12 protein-coding genes and 1 riboswitch are annotated in these 16043 nt (G+C 50.2%); of the genes, 4 read left to right on the top strand and 8 right to left on the bottom strand.

All coding sequences use genetic code 11. The features are described 5' to 3' along the window. Positions 1-109: 109 nt before the first annotated feature. Positions 110-1303, bottom strand: a complete 1194-nt coding sequence (metK, locus tag MCJ35_RS25630; protein ID WP_008723152.1) for a methionine adenosyltransferase — start codon at positions 1301-1303, stop codon at positions 110-112. A gap of 127 nt (positions 1304-1430) precedes the next feature. Next, positions 1431-1582, bottom strand: a riboswitch (SAM riboswitch). Between the two features lie 175 nt (positions 1583-1757). On the opposite strand from metK, the gene MCJ35_RS25625 reads away from it, so the two are divergent. Both MCJ35_RS25625 and MCJ35_RS25620 read left to right on the top strand, forming a co-directional pair. Continuing rightward, positions 1758-3452 carry a molecular chaperone HscC gene (locus MCJ35_RS25625; RefSeq protein WP_025484606.1) on the top strand — a complete coding sequence of 565 codons (1695 nt, stop codon included), beginning with the start codon at positions 1758-1760 and terminating at the stop codon, positions 3450-3452. Next, positions 3452-5368, top strand: coding sequence for a J domain-containing protein (locus MCJ35_RS25620; RefSeq protein WP_025484607.1), 1917 nt, complete (start codon positions 3452-3454; stop codon positions 5366-5368). Before MCJ35_RS25625 ends, MCJ35_RS25620 begins: the two co-directional genes overlap by 1 nt. Before the next feature lie 23 nt (positions 5369-5391). Here MCJ35_RS25620 and MCJ35_RS25615 read toward each other — a convergent pair whose 3' ends face one another. Genes MCJ35_RS25615 through MCJ35_RS25590 form a run of 6 tightly spaced genes read right to left on the bottom strand, consistent with a single transcriptional unit; the run spans position 5392 to position 12255 of the window. After that, positions 5392-6735, bottom strand: a complete 1344-nt coding sequence (locus tag MCJ35_RS25615) for an amidohydrolase (RefSeq protein WP_025484608.1) — start codon at positions 6733-6735, stop codon at positions 5392-5394. A 15-nt stretch (positions 6736-6750) separates the two neighbouring features. Further along, positions 6751-8454, bottom strand: a complete 1704-nt coding sequence (locus MCJ35_RS25610; RefSeq protein ID WP_025484609.1) for an adenine deaminase C-terminal domain-containing protein — start codon at positions 8452-8454, stop codon at positions 6751-6753. A 36-nt stretch (positions 8455-8490) separates the two neighbouring features. Then, positions 8491-9549 (bottom strand): ABC transporter substrate-binding protein, encoded by a 1059-nt coding sequence (locus MCJ35_RS25605; RefSeq protein ID WP_025484610.1) that lies wholly within the window; start codon positions 9547-9549, stop codon positions 8491-8493. Between the two features lie 43 nt (positions 9550-9592). Next, positions 9593-10633 carry an ABC transporter ATP-binding protein gene (locus tag MCJ35_RS25600; protein ID WP_008723142.1) on the bottom strand — a complete coding sequence of 347 codons (1041 nt, stop codon included), beginning with the start codon at positions 10631-10633 and terminating at the stop codon, positions 9593-9595. A 13-nt stretch (positions 10634-10646) separates the two neighbouring features. Continuing rightward, positions 10647-11429, bottom strand: coding sequence for an ABC transporter permease (locus tag MCJ35_RS25595; RefSeq protein ID WP_025484611.1), 783 nt, complete (start codon positions 11427-11429; stop codon positions 10647-10649). Then, entirely contained in the window at positions 11422-12255 is an 834-nt protein-coding gene (locus MCJ35_RS25590; protein ID WP_025484612.1) for an ABC transporter permease, read from the bottom strand. Before MCJ35_RS25590 ends, MCJ35_RS25595 begins: the two co-directional genes overlap by 8 nt. Before the next feature lie 195 nt (positions 12256-12450). Here MCJ35_RS25590 and MCJ35_RS25585 point away from each other — a divergent pair, with 195 nt between their 5' ends. Next, positions 12451-13377, top strand: a complete 927-nt coding sequence (locus MCJ35_RS25585) for a LysR family transcriptional regulator (protein ID WP_025484613.1) — start codon at positions 12451-12453, stop codon at positions 13375-13377. Positions 13378-14096: 719 nt separating this feature from the next. Here the strand turns inward: MCJ35_RS25585 and MCJ35_RS25580 are convergent. Continuing rightward, a complete protein-coding gene (locus MCJ35_RS25580; RefSeq protein WP_025484615.1) occupies positions 14097-14594 on the bottom strand; it encodes a MarR family winged helix-turn-helix transcriptional regulator in 498 nt (165 codons plus the stop codon). A gap of 250 nt (positions 14595-14844) precedes the next feature. Here MCJ35_RS25580 and MCJ35_RS25575 point away from each other — a divergent pair, with 250 nt between their 5' ends. Then, the gene (locus MCJ35_RS25575; protein WP_034577165.1) at positions 14845-16035 is read left to right on the top strand and encodes a MalY/PatB family protein; all 1191 of its coding nucleotides are present in this window, start codon (positions 14845-14847) and stop codon (positions 16033-16035) included. The last annotated feature ends 8 nt before the right edge of the window (positions 16036-16043 follow it).

Below are 16043 nucleotides of genomic sequence, written 5' to 3'. Positions count from 1 at the left end.
CAGACCATGGATAATGTTAAAAGCCCAGTGCGTGGGCACTGGGCTTTCATCTGGAATCATATCTGAAATTGTATCTGCTGTGTAATAAAAATGCCTCCCCAGCGTCTTCCTATATCCCTGCCAATGACTTCAGCAGCTCCACCTTATCCAGCTTCTCCCATGGAAGGTCCAGATCATTGCGGCCAAAATGTCCATAAGCAGCTGTCTGCTTATAAATCGGACGGCGGAGTCCCAGCATCTTGATGATGCCGGCCGGGCGGAGGTCAAAATTGGAGCGGATGATTTCCACCAGCTTTTCATTGCTCAGCTTTCCTGTACCATAGGTATCTACCATGATAGAGGTCGGGTGGGCCACGCCGATTGCATAGGACAGCTGGATTTCACACTTGTCGGCCAGTCCGGCTGCCACGATATTCTTAGCCACATAACGGGCTGCATAGGCAGCGGAACGGTCCACCTTGGTGCAGTCCTTGCCGGAAAATGCGCCGCCGCCGTGACGTGCATAGCCGCCGTAGGTATCTACGATGATCTTACGTCCGGTCAGGCCGCTGTCTCCTTGCGGTCCGCCGATTACAAAACGTCCGGTGGGATTAATGAAGAACTTGGTGTTCCCATCCACCATATCCTGAGGAAGGATTTCGTCAAAGATGTATTTCTTAACGTCCGCATGGATCTGCTCCTGGGACACGCTCTCATCATGCTGGGTGGAAAGCACCACTGCATCCAGGCGCACCGGCCTGTCATCCTCATCGTACTCCACCGTAACCTGGGACTTGCCGTCCGGGCGGAGATATTTTAATGTGCCGTCCTTGCGCACCTCTGTCAGGCGCCTGACCAGCTTGTGGGCCAGGGAAATAGCGTATGGCATGTACTCTTCTGTCTCATTGGTGGCAAAACCGAACATCATTCCCTGGTCGCCGGCGCCGATGGCGTCCAGTTCCTGGTCGGACATCCTGTTTTCTTTTGCTTCCAGGGCCTTGTTCACGCCCAAGGCAATATCCTGGGACTGCTCGTCAATGGCGGTTATCACGCCGCAGGTGTCGCAGTCAAATCCGTATTTTGCACGGTCATATCCAATCTCGCGTATTGTCTCCCGCACAATCTTCTGGATATCCACATATGCATTGGTTGTAATCTCACCCATTACAAGTACCAAGCCTGTTGTGGCAGCTGTCTCACAAGCCACGCGGCTCATGGGGTCCTGGGCCATAAGCGCGTCCAGGATGGCATCGGAAATGGCATCGCACATTTTATCCGGATGTCCCTCGGTTACGGATTCAGATGTAAAAAGTCTTCTCTCCATTTAGTTCACGTTCTCCTTTTCTCTGAAATAAATCATTCTGTTACCTGGTTCCTGCAACATATATCCTTTACAAAAAATAAAGTCCGCAGCAATTGCGGACTTGAAAATAACGAAAGATCTTCAAATCCTCTTATTGCTCGATCAAGCATGCATGAAACAGTGCACACTCCTCGCTCAGGCTGGCACCTTCCGGCCCTTTTGCACGTCAATTCTGACATACTCAACCGGGGTTGCCGTGACTTCACAGGTCCTTTGTACCTCCATCACTCTGAATAAGGGATATATACGAACTATATAATTGTAAATAATGTTACCTTCCATATATTAATCCATTTATACATGCATGTCAACACCTATTTGTGATAAAATAAATCAATTTAAATAAGGTGGAAAAATATAGGAAACTGCACTAAAATATACATATATCAAAAATAATCCAAGCAGGAGAAATCATATGGCAATTATCGGTATTGACCTTGGAACCACCAACAGCCTGGTATCAATCTGGAGACACGGACGGGCGGAGCTGATTCCCAATTCCCTGGGAACATTCCTGACCCCCAGCGTGGTCAGCATGGACAAGGACGGCACCCTGTGGACAGGCACGGTTGCCAGGGAAAAAATGCATACCCAGCCGGAACGCAGCGCTGCCTCCTTCAAGAGGCAGATGGGCACTGCCCATGATTTCCGGCTTGGGAACCATATATTTAAGGCGGCAGAACTCTCTTCCCTCATATTGAAACAGCTTAAACTGGATGCAGAAGCGTATCTGGGTGAACCGGTGGAGGAAGCTGTCATCAGTGTGCCTGCTTATTTTAATGATGAGCAGCGCTTTGCAACCAAACAGGCCGGGCAGCTGGCCGGACTTAAGGTGGAACGGCTGGTCAATGAACCATCCGCAGCAGCCTTGGCCTGCCGGAACCAGACCGGGGAAGATGACTCCCAGTTTCTGGTGATTGATTTTGGCGGCGGCACCCTGGATGTATCCGTGGTGGAGTGCTTTGAGCAGATTATCGAGATACAGGCCGTGGCTGGCGACAACCATCTGGGCGGCAATGATTTTGATAGGTTGATTGCAGAATATTTCTGCGGACAGCACGCGCTGGATTTTGAATCCATGACCATGTCTGAACAGAACCTGCTGCTTAAAAAGGCGGAGCAATGCAAACGGGAACTTACGGCCAGCCAGGCAGCCATGATGAATTACCTCTACAGGGAGGATGAGCTTGGGCTGTTCCTGACAACAGCGGACCTGGTGCGGATCTGCGCGCCCCTCTTTAAACGTCTGGAACAGGTGGTCTTCCACGCCCTGTCCGATGCGGGGAAGACCATGGAGGATATTGACCAGATTGTCCTTGTGGGCGGGACCTGTAAAATGCCCGCGGTCCAGCAGTATATCGGACATTTCCTTCACAGGGAACCATTCCTTGCCGGACAGCCGGATGAAATCATTGCCCTGGGCGCCGGAATCTATGGTGGCATTAAGGAGCGCCAGTCCGATATAAAAGATATCATCCTCACGGATATCTGCCCCTTTACCCTGGGAATCGGAATCATTGACAGGAATAACACCAGGGACCATATCATGTCACCCATCATTGAGCGGAACTCACCCCTGCCCACCAGTAAAAGCGGTTTTTATGTCACCACAAGGGACCTGCAGACAGACATCGGCATCCTTGTGTTCCAGGGCGAATCCATGCATTGCAGTGAAAACCTGTTTTTAGGCGAATTGAACCTGACGGTCCCGCCTGCCCCCAATGGGCAGGAAGGCGTGGTTGTCCGTTTCACGTATGACATCAACGGTATCCTGGATGTGGAGGCTGAAAACAGGCACGGGGATGTGGTGAAAAAACTGATCATGAATGAACATATCCGGATGGACAGCCAGGAACTGGAACAGAAAATGCAGGAGCTGGAACAGCTGAAACGCCCCGCCAGGGAACAGGCCGCCAACCAGCTTGTATTCTCCAGGGGAGAACGGCTCTACATGGAGCTGCTGGGTGATGACCGCCAGGTAATCCTGAACCTGTTGAACTGGTTCTCAGGCGTCCTGGAGGCAGGCAGTCCCGCAGCCATAGCCGCCGCCCGCAAAAAGACAGACGACACATTCAACTACCTGGAAAGCAAACTATACGGAGGCGTATGATGGCAGAAACCATATGGGACATACTCGGTATTCCCCCCACATCCGATAAACGGGCAATTAAAAAAGCGTACGCTGCCAAATGCTCCGCCTGCCACCCAGAGGAACATCCGGAAGAATTTGACCAGCTTCACAAGGCTTATACGGCGGCGGTTAAGATAGCGGCACGGATTACTGCGGGCGCGGAAGCGGCGGTTCCTGCGGATGAACAGGGGGCGGCTCCCGCCAGCAAGCAGGCAACAATCCTCCCCAGCAATCACCCTGCGGCTCCTGCCATCCCAGATATCTCCCATCTGGTGGAACAGGGCATGGAGCAGGAGTTAAACGCCTCGTGCAGCAAGCTTTTAGAGAGCCTTAAGAAACTCCATGACTCCTTTCCCAAATCTGTTGACACCAATGGGGAGGATTTCACAAGGGCGCTCCAGCGTCTGGAAGAATGGTATGAATCCCCACGGTTCAAACTGGCTGGATGGGAACCTGATTTCCTAAAACAGCTGGACCAGTGGCTGAGTGCCAACAGGGGAGGGATTAACCGGGCGGAGGCGGTTGCCCTGTACAGGGCTTACCGGTTCAGGCAATACAAATCCCCCTCCTATCCAGTCATCCCCTATATGGATAATATCCATTGGGAAATCATGCAGCATGCATACCGCTATGAGAAGGATATGGTTGCCATGGCAGACATGCCTCCTCTTCCCAAATCCGGGGAGAAGGGAACCAGGTCCCGCAGGAAGCCCTGGACCCGTTCCCAGCGGATACTGTCCAGCCTGATACTTCTGTTCGTGGCCGTCATGATAAGGGGTATTTCCATGGCCCCCAGCCGCACCAGCAATCCTTCTGATGTGCAGAAAATCATAAATGAAATGAAGAAAAATCCACCCCAGACCCTGCCAGCCCATGATTCATCAGAACTGGTCAGGGAGATTGACAAGATGCTGATGGAAACAAAAGCCTCCGACATGCGCCCTTCCATTAATATCCTTTCGGACAGCGGTGAAACTTCCCAAAGCATGTCCCAGTCCTCATCTCCCCAAAAATGGATATACGATGGCTTCGGTCCCATTACGCGCCCGGAAAATCTCCCTGTAAGTCCTGAGGAATACGAATTTTACGGTAAGAACACCCTCACGACGCTTTATAAGGGAACCTCGGCCAGTATCCATATCTTCCCACCCGCATCCCCACTGACTGCAGTCATGACCGGGATGGTGGACATTCATGTGGACAGCTCTTACTTCGATCAGGAGGATGAGACTGACGGGGTATATTTCTACAATATGAAGTCCTTAGGAGAGGCTGAGATACCATTTCCGGTATGGGTAGTTCCCGTCCAATCATCCTCTGATGATGCCACCCGCTATACCGTCGGAGGGTGCGGATATTGGGCGGAAGCCCTTTTATACGCCGCATCAGGGCAGGGAATTTCAGGGCGCACCTGGTACGACCAGGACTACGCGTCCCACCTGGTCCTCAAATGGGACTCTATAGATACCCTTCCCGAACTTGCGGAACGCCTTCTGAAGACATGTGACAGTTTCTATGGATACGTAGGCGGACATTCCCCGGACATGGACCTTACCATCATCATCGGACCAGACGCGGACACAGCCGTAGGACAGCTGCAGGCAGTCACAGCGCCTTTAGAGGAAGGGCTTACCTCTGTAACAATCACAGAAGAAGAACAGCTTACCCGGTGCGGGGCGGGTCCGGTTCCCATGACAGGGGACGGCAGCATTTCCCATGACCTTTCCCTTTATGACAGTTCCGCGCGCTGGGTGGTGCGGATGCACATGGAAAAGGATGGAACCAATGAAGGATTCCATCCCGGACTGACCAGCCAGGAAGCACTGGACCAGATATTCAATCATATCAACGGCCTGGACTGGGTGCTGTCCCGGTATGAAATTAAGGATACCTAAACCATATGGCTATTTGCTGTGGGTCATGCCAGATTGCCCATTTTGCCAAAAGCAGTCTGATTCATTTTCTGCCGCAGGTCTTCCCTGATCTGCCGGAAATCCTGGGACACCAATTGCCTGTCCTTTACCAGACACCGGCCTGCCACGAACACATCCCTTACATTATCTGCGCGCGCACTGTACACAAGGGCCGAATAGGGGTCGTACACGGGAAACATGTTGGGTGAATCCGTTTCCACCACCACCAGGTCGGCCTCTTTTCCCGGTTCCAGGGATCCGGTTACATGATCCAGGCCCAAAGCCCCGGCTCCCCATATGGTTGCCATTGAGACTATGTCCTTAGCAGGAAATACACTCCTGTTCCCAGTCTCATTTTTGTGGAAATTAGCGCAGAACCTCATCTGTGTAAATATGTCCAGCGTGTTGCCGCTGGCCGGCCCATCCGTGCCAAGCCCCACTGCCAGCCCCTGTTCCAGCATGGAGCTTACAGGCGCCACTCCCTTGGCCGCCTTGGTATTGGAGCCGATGCAGTGGGCCACGCTGACGCCGGACTTTGCCATCAGGCTTATATCCTGTTCCGTAAGGCGTATGCTGTGGGCGGACAAGGTATGACTGTCAAGAATCCCCAGCCTGTCCAGATATTCTATGGGTGTACATCCATACTGTTCCTTCAGGTACGACATTTCATAATCCATCTCAGCCACATGAAGGGTAAACGGCACGCCATATCTGTCATTCACCTGATGGATTGCCTGAAGCGTACTGCTGCTGCACGTTGTTGTTCCGTGAGGCGCAATACAGCCCTGAATCCGCGGGTGGTTCCTGTAACGCTTAATCAGTTCCTCCCCCAGCGCAATGGCCTCCCGGGGCGTCCCCGCGTCACAGGAGGCTTCCTCCATCACGGTCTCTCCGGCAATCCCTCTGATTCCCATCTGATCCATGACCTCTGCCACCACATCCTCAAAGTAATACATATCCATGACCGTGGTGACGCCGCTTAAAAGCAGTTCGCATATGGCATATCTGCTGGAAAGGCCGGCCAGTTCCCTGTCCATTGCCCTGGACTCCATGGGCAGAAGGAAAACCCGAAGCCTGTCCTTACAGTCATCCCCCAATCCCCGGAAGGGAACCATGCCCATGTGACAGTGTGTATTCACCATGCCAGGCATGACAATGCCATGTCCTGCGTCCATGATGGAAATGCCCTCCTGCCTGCTGCTTTCCCACTCTGTGATCCGGTGCGCCAGCGCCTCCATGGGGCCGACCTCCGATATCCTGTTATCCTCCACGATTACATATCCCTCCGGATACATATCCATATCCCGGTTCATGGTAACTATGATGCCATTCGTGATGACTGTCTTCATCTGATAACAACTCCCTTATTCAATATACTCCTCAATAAGAGGACGCGGTTCCTGGCTCCTTACATCCAGAAGCCCATAATCAGTCAGCTTCAGTTCCGGTGATACCGGAAGCCCAAGGGTGGACATGGACATGATTTCATTATTGTTTTCATATCCCAGTTCCCTCATGGCCTGCCTGACCCTGCCCAGATCGGACGCCAGCTCTTCCACCGGGCCGTCATACAGGATGCCGCCCACCGGAAGCCGGGCCTCAGCCATCACGCGCCCATGTTCAGCCGCCACATAACCGCCCTGCAGTTCTATGACCCGGTTCTGGGCCGCCGCCATATCCTGCTCACAGGTTCCCAGTACCAGCAGGTTGTGGCTGTCATGGGACCAGGTGGTTGCAATGGCTCCCGGCTTCCTTAACGCGCCCTCCACCAGTCCAAAGGAAATATTCCCGTTCTTCCCATACCGCTCAAACATCACTGCCAGGGAAAGGCCTGCCTCCTTCCAGCATATGGCGCCACCCTTCACATCCAGCTCCCTGATAACCCTGGAGGTGAAGGTGCCGTGGGCCTGGATTTTCATCACATTTACTTTGACCCTGGAACATGGCTTATCCGTTTTCAAGCGGAAGTCTTCTTCCATGGCCCTGTTACAGTTTACGGAATGGTAAAATGCTTCAGGTATGGATGCATAGTCCGTTCCCAAACGCTCCCCATACACCAATTCCCCCCGCTTAAACACCGCCGCCGGCTGAAAGTGTTCCAAATCCCGAAGCAGCACAAAGTCCGCCAGCTTTCCAGGCCCGATCATCCCCCGGTCATCCAGGTGCATCCGCCTTGCCGGTGTAAATGTTGCGCAGTAGATTGCCTTTTCCACAGGCATTCCATTCTTGACCGCATGAGCCACTATCCGGTTTAACTGTCCCTTTAAAAGCTGGTCCGGCATGGTATCATCCGTGATGAGGGCCACATTTTCATAAAGGCCATAGCGGCATACCGTATCCACCACCTCCGGCGTCAGGGACTTGTGCTGCAGTTCCAGGAACATGCCCATATCTGTTTTTTCCAGCACGGACCCCGGCGTCTGCTGGGTATGATCCGCGTCCACCCCTTCATAGATGAAACGGCAAAGATCCTCCCCGCTGATTTTGGGACAATGGCCCTCAATCCGCATGCTGCCCCGGATGTCTTTCCCCTTGCAGATACCCACCAGCCTTTTGATTAACGCATCCCCATCCGATGTCAGGTCCTTAAAATTCATGACTTCCCCAAGGCACAGCACCCTGCTGTCACGCGCCAGTTCCCTGACCTGCGCCTCCCCAATCCCTGCGCCCGATGTCTCCAGGCTGTCATTGGTGGCCGGCACGCTGGAAGGGATGGCATAGAATATATCCAGCTTTGTCTCCTGCCCCATGAACCACCGGATGCCGTCCATCCCGAACACATTGGCAATCTCATGGGCATCCGCCACCACGGTTGTAACGCCGTAAGGCAGGGTGATACGGGAAAATTCTGCCGGGTAAGTCATGGAACTCTCAATATGCATATGGATATCAACCAGCCCCGGAATCATATACATTCCGCTACCGTCAATCGTTGTCACGTCCGGATAGCAGATTGCAGGGGAAACCGCGTAAATCTTTTCCCCTGCAACCGCAACATCCCTTTTCTCAAAGCACTGCCTGTATGTCATGAAGACCCAGGCGCCCTTTACCACGAAATCAACCTTCATAGCCACTCTCCAGGGATTTTTATTCTTTTAGCAAAATTAATTATTAATGATACGGTTCCACTGGTCAATCCAGCTGTTTAACTGCGGGTTCACAAAGGAGTAATCCAGCACCTTTGCATTGGCAGCCTTGTCGCCGTATGTCATGTTCTTAGACTCTTCATCCGTGAATTCAACCTTGCTGTTGGTGGGCGCCTCGTTCAGGGCCTTGCCTGTCTTGGTCTGAAGCTCAGGACTTAAACGGTAGTTGAGATATTCGTAAGCCAGATCCTTATTCTTACAGTTCTTGGTAATGCTGATGGTATTAAAGTTGGCATACGTAATGTCCGGTGTCACATAAACAAGGTCAGGGTTGGCTGCCTGGATGGTAGGAACACCAAAATCGCCCACAATGGCAACCGCCACTTCACCGGAAGTAAACATGTTAATCAGGTCTGCGGACTTGGCGTATGTCTTAACCAGATTCGGCTTTAACTCTTCCAACGCCTTAAACGCAGCCTCTGCGTTGTCGCTCTTAATATCCACACCTGCATGGTCGCTTGCCATATATACCATGGCCGGCCCAAAGGTGGTGGTGATTTCCGGGATGGATACCATACCTTCCAATCTGGAATCCCACAGGTCATCAAAACCCTTTATCTCAAAATCAACCGCCTCAGGATTGTACATGATGCCGATGCTGTTAATGGTGTATGCCACGCCCTGGCCTGCATCCGCCATGGTTTTCGCAGCTGCAATCATGTCAGATGCGTTCTCAATCTTACTTAAATCAATATCCTCGAACAGCCCTTCCTCAATTCCCTTTGCGGTCATGGCCTGTGACAGTTCAATCACATCAATGCTGGATTCACTGTCAGCAGCCAGCTTGGTATAACGGTCATTGGTGCCGCCTGTCTCTGTCACGATTTCACAGTTAAATTCCTGCTCAAAGGGAGCATAGACCTCTTCCGCGGAAATATCCTCGCTCAGTCCATAGGTGGAAAGTACCAGCTTCTGCTTTCCGTCCGAAGCCGCCTTCGTATCCCCTGTGGCTGCGCCGCCTCCGCAGGCAGTCAGTGTCATTGCTGCACAAAGTACCATTGCAATTGTCTTTTTCATAATAATCTCCTTTTCTTCCTTATTCCGTTCGCCACGGCATTCCCTATCTGCGTACCAGCACCAGCTTATCCTTTGGCAGATACAGCCTGATTTCCTGACCTTCCTTAAACAGGTTGGAAGTATCCATATTGACCTTCAGCACCCCGGCTGCCGTGTTCACCTCATACTGGTAACTCTTCCCCAGGAAGGTGCGCACGCCCACTGTCCCTGTGAGGACATTTTCCTGCTGTCCCTGCCCTGCCAGACGTATATCGTCGGGCCGGATGGTGCCTGCAAATGCTTCCTCCCCGCAGTCCATGTCCACCTCGAACTGGCTGCCGTCCGGCACCCGGTAGATGTGTACGCCGTCCCGTTCCATCTCAAGGAAATTCTCAAACCCGATGAACCTTGCCACGAACTCGGTTGCAGGCCTTCTGTAAATATTCTCAGGCGTGTCAAACTGCTCTATGACGCCGTTGTTCATGACCGCCACCTTATCGGATATGGAGAAACATTCCTCCTGGTCATGGGTGACGAACAGGGTTGTGATACCAAGCTTTTTCTGAAGGCGTTTAATCTCCACCCTCATGCTGAGCCTCAGCTTAGCATCCAGGTTGCTTAAAGGCTCATCCAGCAGCAGGAGCTTCGGCTCAATCACAAGCGCCCTGGCCAGGGCCACCCTCTGCCTCTGTCCGCCTGACATCTGCTTTGGAAATCTCTGTGCAAACTCAGTCAGCCCGCAGACCTCCAGAATGTCCTTTACCTTTTTATCAATGGTCTCCCTGTCCATTTTCCTGGTGCGCAGCCCGAAGGCCACATTATCGTACACGCTCAGATGGGGAAACAGGGCATAGCTCTGGAATACCAGGCCAAAATTCCTCTTGTGCACAGCCACCCTGGTCATATCTTCCCCGTCCAGGGTAAAGGTCCCGCCCTGAGGGTCAATGAATCCGGCCACCACCCTGAGGGTCGTGGACTTGCCGCAGCCGCTTGGCCCCAGGAGGGATACCAGCTCCCCCTTTTCCACTTTAAGGTCAAGGCCTTTTAAAATCTGCTTCTTTTTATCGTAGCTGACATCAATCTGATTAAGGGTCATAAATGCCATTTTCGTCATCCTCCTATTTAGCCAGGGCTGCAATGCCCAGTGTCCTGTCAATAATTACCATGATGATTACGGTTGCTGCCATGAGAAGCACGGATACGGCAGAAACAGTAGGGTCATAATTATATTCGATATAGTTCATGAGGGTGGAAGGGAAGGTGCTGACCCCCGGCCCTGACAGGAACATGGATACAGGTATGTTATTGAAGGAATTGATGAATGCAAGCATGAAGGCGGATGAGATTCCCGAAGTCACATTGGGAAGCACTACCTTGAAAAATGCCGCCTTCTTGGGGCATCCCAGGCTCCAGGCCGCCTCCTCAATGGAGAAATCAAACTGTTCCATGGAAGACCCCACCACGCGGATGACATAGGGAAGCGTCACCATGAAATGTCCAGCCAGAAGGCTTACAAACACCGGAATCCTCAGTGTAAGGATCAAAAACTGGTACAGGATGAAACCAATGACGATTCCCGGCACAATGGTCGGGGACAGGAAAATGGACTTAAGCATCTGTTTCCCCCTTACATTGGAACGGGCCAGCGCATAGGCTGCCGGGATTCCCACCAGCAGTGCAATGAGGGTTGCCAAAAGCGCCACCTCCAGGCTTGTCAGGAAGGAACGGCGGAAGGATTTCAGCGCGAACACATTGGCAAACCATTTAAAGGAAAATGATTCAATGGGAAAGGTAATGGCGCTGCCGCCGCCAAAAGCCGTAATGGTAATGATTACAAGCGGAATCACCAGGAATGCAAATACCAGGACTGCATATGCAGTGAGCAGTTTATTCTTACGCATAGTTCTCTCCCCTCCGGTCTAGCCGTGACGCCAGGGCATTAAAGCCCTTGATGACGCCCAGTGTCAGTATGATCATTATGAATGCAATCACGGATGCCCCGGTCCAGTCTCCCACGGACATGGCCCTCTGGTATATCAGGGTAGCCATTACCATGTTGCTGTTGCCTCCCAGAAGCTGGGGCGTGGTGTAGGCTGTCAGCGTCCCTGTGAATACCAGGATGCCGCCCACAATGATTCCCGGAAGGCTCATGGGGAAAACCACCTTCATGAACGCTTCCATCCGGGCCGCGCCCAGGCTCTGCGCGGCTTCCATCATATCATCGTCAATATTTTCCATGACGCCTGTAACCGTCACGATCATCAGCGGCAGGAACAGATAGATGGAGCCAATGATGATTGCGAAATCCGTGTACAGAAGCTTGGCAGGTTTATCCACAAAACCAGCTGCCAGAAGAAACTTATTCACAATTCCATTGCTTCCCAGTATGTTTATCCACGCAAAACTCCTGATTACAGAGTTGGTCATCATGGGAAAGATGGACAACGCCAGCAGCAGTCCCCTGTACTTCTTAGGACAGCGGCTGATGAAGTACGCTGTGGGGATTCCGCCCGCCATGCAGAAAGCAGTGGTAATCACGGCAATCTTAACCGTGCGCAGGAATATTTTCAGATAATACCCGTCCCGGAAAAACTCCGCGTAGAAACTGAACGGATAATCTCCCGAGAAAATACTTGGCGCCAGTACCCGCAGTAATGGGATGGCAAGGCACACCAGCAGGATGACAAGGCCGGGTACCAGCATGATTAATGCACTGCTCTTTTTCATGATTTTCACGCTCCATGCTGAATCAAAAGATTTATTAAGGTTGCTTATTTTAGGCTTTACGTTTATTATAAAAAGTAATATAATATACGTCAAATATATAAATTCTATATTCTTTATGCAGTAAAGCTATATTCACCTGTTTTTTTACAAATCATTTCCGTATATTTACAGAAATGACCTGTCAGGAGGAATTTTATGGAATTAAAAGAAGCACGCTACATCCTGGCCATTGCCAGATATGGGAGCATCGGCAAGGCAGCCGAATCCCTGTTCATTTCCCAGCCATCCTTAAGCAAATATCTTAAGAACCTGGAAAACCAGCTGGGAGGGCCGCTCTTTTACCGCAGGGACAACTGCTACACCCCGACCTATATGGGGGAACGCTATCTCCACTACGCGGAGCAGATTGCTGCTTACGGGGAGCAGTGGGACCGGGAGTACGAGGATATCAGCCACAGGAAATACGGCCGCCTGAATATCGCCATACCCATCATGATGGGAAGCACCATCATCCAGCCCACCCTGATGGAATTCCACAGCCGGTACCCCCATGTGACCATCAATGTGATGGAAGCCGTTAACTTCATAGCCGAGACAAGCTTAAAAGACCATTCCATTGACCTCACCTTTTATAATGTCCATGTATTCCCCAAATTATTGGACTATGAGGTCATGCAACGGGAAGAAATTGTATTAATCTTATCTGCAGGACATCCGCTTGCGTCCAGGGCAGTGGATAAACCGGGCTTCAGGCATCCCTGGATTGACTTAAGCCTGTTTTCCAGGGAGAACTTCATCCTCCTTTATCCGGACCAGAACACGGGAGGCATTGCCCTTAAACTGTTTGAGGATTACAATATGAACCCGCCCGTGCTCCTGCACACACGCAACAGCGAGATGTCCATCAAACTGGCCATGGAAGGGCTTGGGATTGCATTTGCACCGGAAAGCTATTATCACATGGCCGCGTCCCATGGCCGCCATCCCTCCCTCTGCCTGTCCATCGGAAAAAGCCCCATTGTCACAACCACCATTGCGGCCTATCCGAAGGGGCGGTATCTGCCGCAGCATGCACGGGATTATATGGAAATCATACGGGAGTATTGTGCGGGGAAGTTGTAGACTATAGGCGGACTAGCTTTCATCATCTCTGTCGCGGCTGGTGTGATATGCTATTACATCAGTAAATGGCTGGACAGAAAATAAACATCAACAGTCAGCCTGGGTATTCTACCCCAAAAAGAAAAAGAACCCCCGGAGAGTTGCCGCTCTCCGGGGGTTCCTTATGTGACATAATGCACATACTATCTTCTTTTCACTTTCATGATAAATCAACCATCAGGTTTTGTCAAGGTCAATCCACCAAAACAGGTAAAGGGAATCCCCGGTGAATAGCGGCTCTCCGGGGATTCCTCTTATGTGGCGCATTGCACATAATTTCCTTTTTCTGCTACTCTTATGATATTTCTGCCGCCAGTTTTTGTCAAGGCCGTTTTCCTATGATTGAAAAATTCACGTCTTCCATATACTTTCCTTGTAATTTAAACTGGAAAAAGATATAAATATCATGGTTCCGGAAGAAAATCAAAGAAATAAATTTAACGGCTATGTATCAGGCCATGCAGACCGGGGATTTGATTGTGTTTCAGCATGAATTATCCAACTGCTTCAGATGAGCATCCATTATATGGATACAAAGGAAGCATTTTACCATGGATTTTTACCGGGAATACGGAGGAACGTGAAGGGTTTACGATACTGTCCGGGACTTGGACCCCCAACAAAGACTGTGCTATATATTAAGCCTGATTGGAAGCATAACCCAATCAGGCTATTCATATTCACCCTTTCAACAGCATGGTATAATAGCCCAGGACTTTATAAAAGGCTGTCAGTTCCTCCTCCGTGCAATACTGCGTGAAGAAGTCCAGTGTATTCTTTAAGTTCCTGGCATCATACATCTTATGGGCCAGGCTGAGTTCTACCCCCTTGCTGGTAGGATACAGATGGACATTCTTATTATTATTGCCTTCTTTTTTCTTAATGATATAACCATTCTCATCCAGGTTCTTAATCACCTGGGATATGGATCCCTTGGTCCTGACCCACTCTTCTGCCAGTTCCGTAACCGTGATTCCAGGATGCTCCTCTATGTCCGACATGATATGTACGCTCAGCATATTGACCTTTTCACCTGTACCGTAATCCCTGGGCGCATTGGCATAGTCATTATATATCTTGACAAACTTGTATACCTGATTGGTATGCTCTGTCATTTTATGAAAAAGTTCTTCCGACAATGCTGGATTAATATTGCCGGATTGATTGTCATTCTTCATTACATTACCTAAACCTTTCTGTCATTAGTATTATTATAACTAAAAGATAAGTCTTTTGTCTATGACATTATTTTTCCTATATAATTAATTGTTTAAACTATAATTCTATACAAAATATTATTAATATTTTATACTAAATACACAAATTTATTATTTTTTAATATTATATATTGAACTTTTATCTAAATAGTTATATAATCCACCCATAAGATAAATAGTTTAATGTTTAAACTATATAGGAGGAATAAACATGAACAAAGAAGAATTTATTAGGGAAAACTGCCCGGACAGGCACGGCACGAACTGTTCCAAATGGGATATCCTTCCAACCAAGTATGGGGATCCCGACCTGATATCCATGTGGGTCGCCGACATGGATTTCAAAGCACCCAGGGAAGTAACTGAAGCCTTACGCAAAAAAGTTGATTTCGGCATCTATGGATACTCCCTTACACCAGACAGTTACTACCAGTCTTTCATTCAGTGGGAAAAAGAGCAGCATGGATGGGAGATTCAGCGCGACTGGATCCGTTTTGCACCTGGGGTTGTCACAGGTATCTTCTGGTGCATGCATATGCTTACAAAGCCAGGCGACGCGGCCATCATCAATATGCCCGTATACTATCCCTTCCATCATGCAATTGAGGATATTGACCGCAGGCTTATTTACAGTGAACTGGTTAACACAGGTGGAATCTATACAATAGATTTTGAGGACTTTGAGAAGAAGGTTGTTGACAACGATGTGAAAGTCTTTATCCTGTGCAGCCCCCACAACCCGGTGGGCCGTGTCTGGACTGAGGATGAACTGCGAAGACTTCTTGAGATATGCAAAAAACATCATGTGACTGTTATCAGCGATGAGATACACCACGATTTAATCATTGGAAAACATCCTCATATCCCCACTGCTTCCATTGATGGAGGTAAGTATTCAGATATCATCATTACACTGACCGCTGCATCCAAAACATTTAACCTGGCCGGAATGAAGAATTCATTTGTCATCATACCAGGGGAGGACCTTAGGAACCAATTCGACAGACTGGCTGTAAGCCTGCATGAGGATACCGGCAATATGCTGGGGTACTATGCAATTGAAGCAGCCTATACATATGGACGTGAATGGCTGGATACTGTAATATCCATCATCCGGGACAACTATGAATACGCATTAAACCGCATTCAGGCGGAACTGCCAAAAGCCATCCTCTCCCCTTTGGAAGGCACCTATCTTGCATGGCTTGATTTAAGCGGGTATCTGGGAAAAGCAGAAGAAAGCGGTATGAAAGACTTTGTCCAGGAAAAGGCACGTCTGGCAGTGGATTATGGCCAGTGGTTCGGAGCCGGAGGGAACGGTTTCATCCGCCTGAACCTGGCCACCTCGCCTGAGTGGGTGGAAAAAGCAATTGATGGGCTGGTAAAAGCTTCCCAGTCATAACAATAATA

Origin of the sequence: Enterocloster sp. OA13, from assembly GCF_022440595.1 — a bacterium.
GTDB classification, from domain to species: Bacteria; Bacillota; Clostridia; order Lachnospirales; family Lachnospiraceae; genus Enterocloster; species Enterocloster hominis.
The sequence above is the reverse complement of the archived record's forward strand: the minus strand, read 5'-3'. Positions and strand labels throughout refer to the sequence as shown.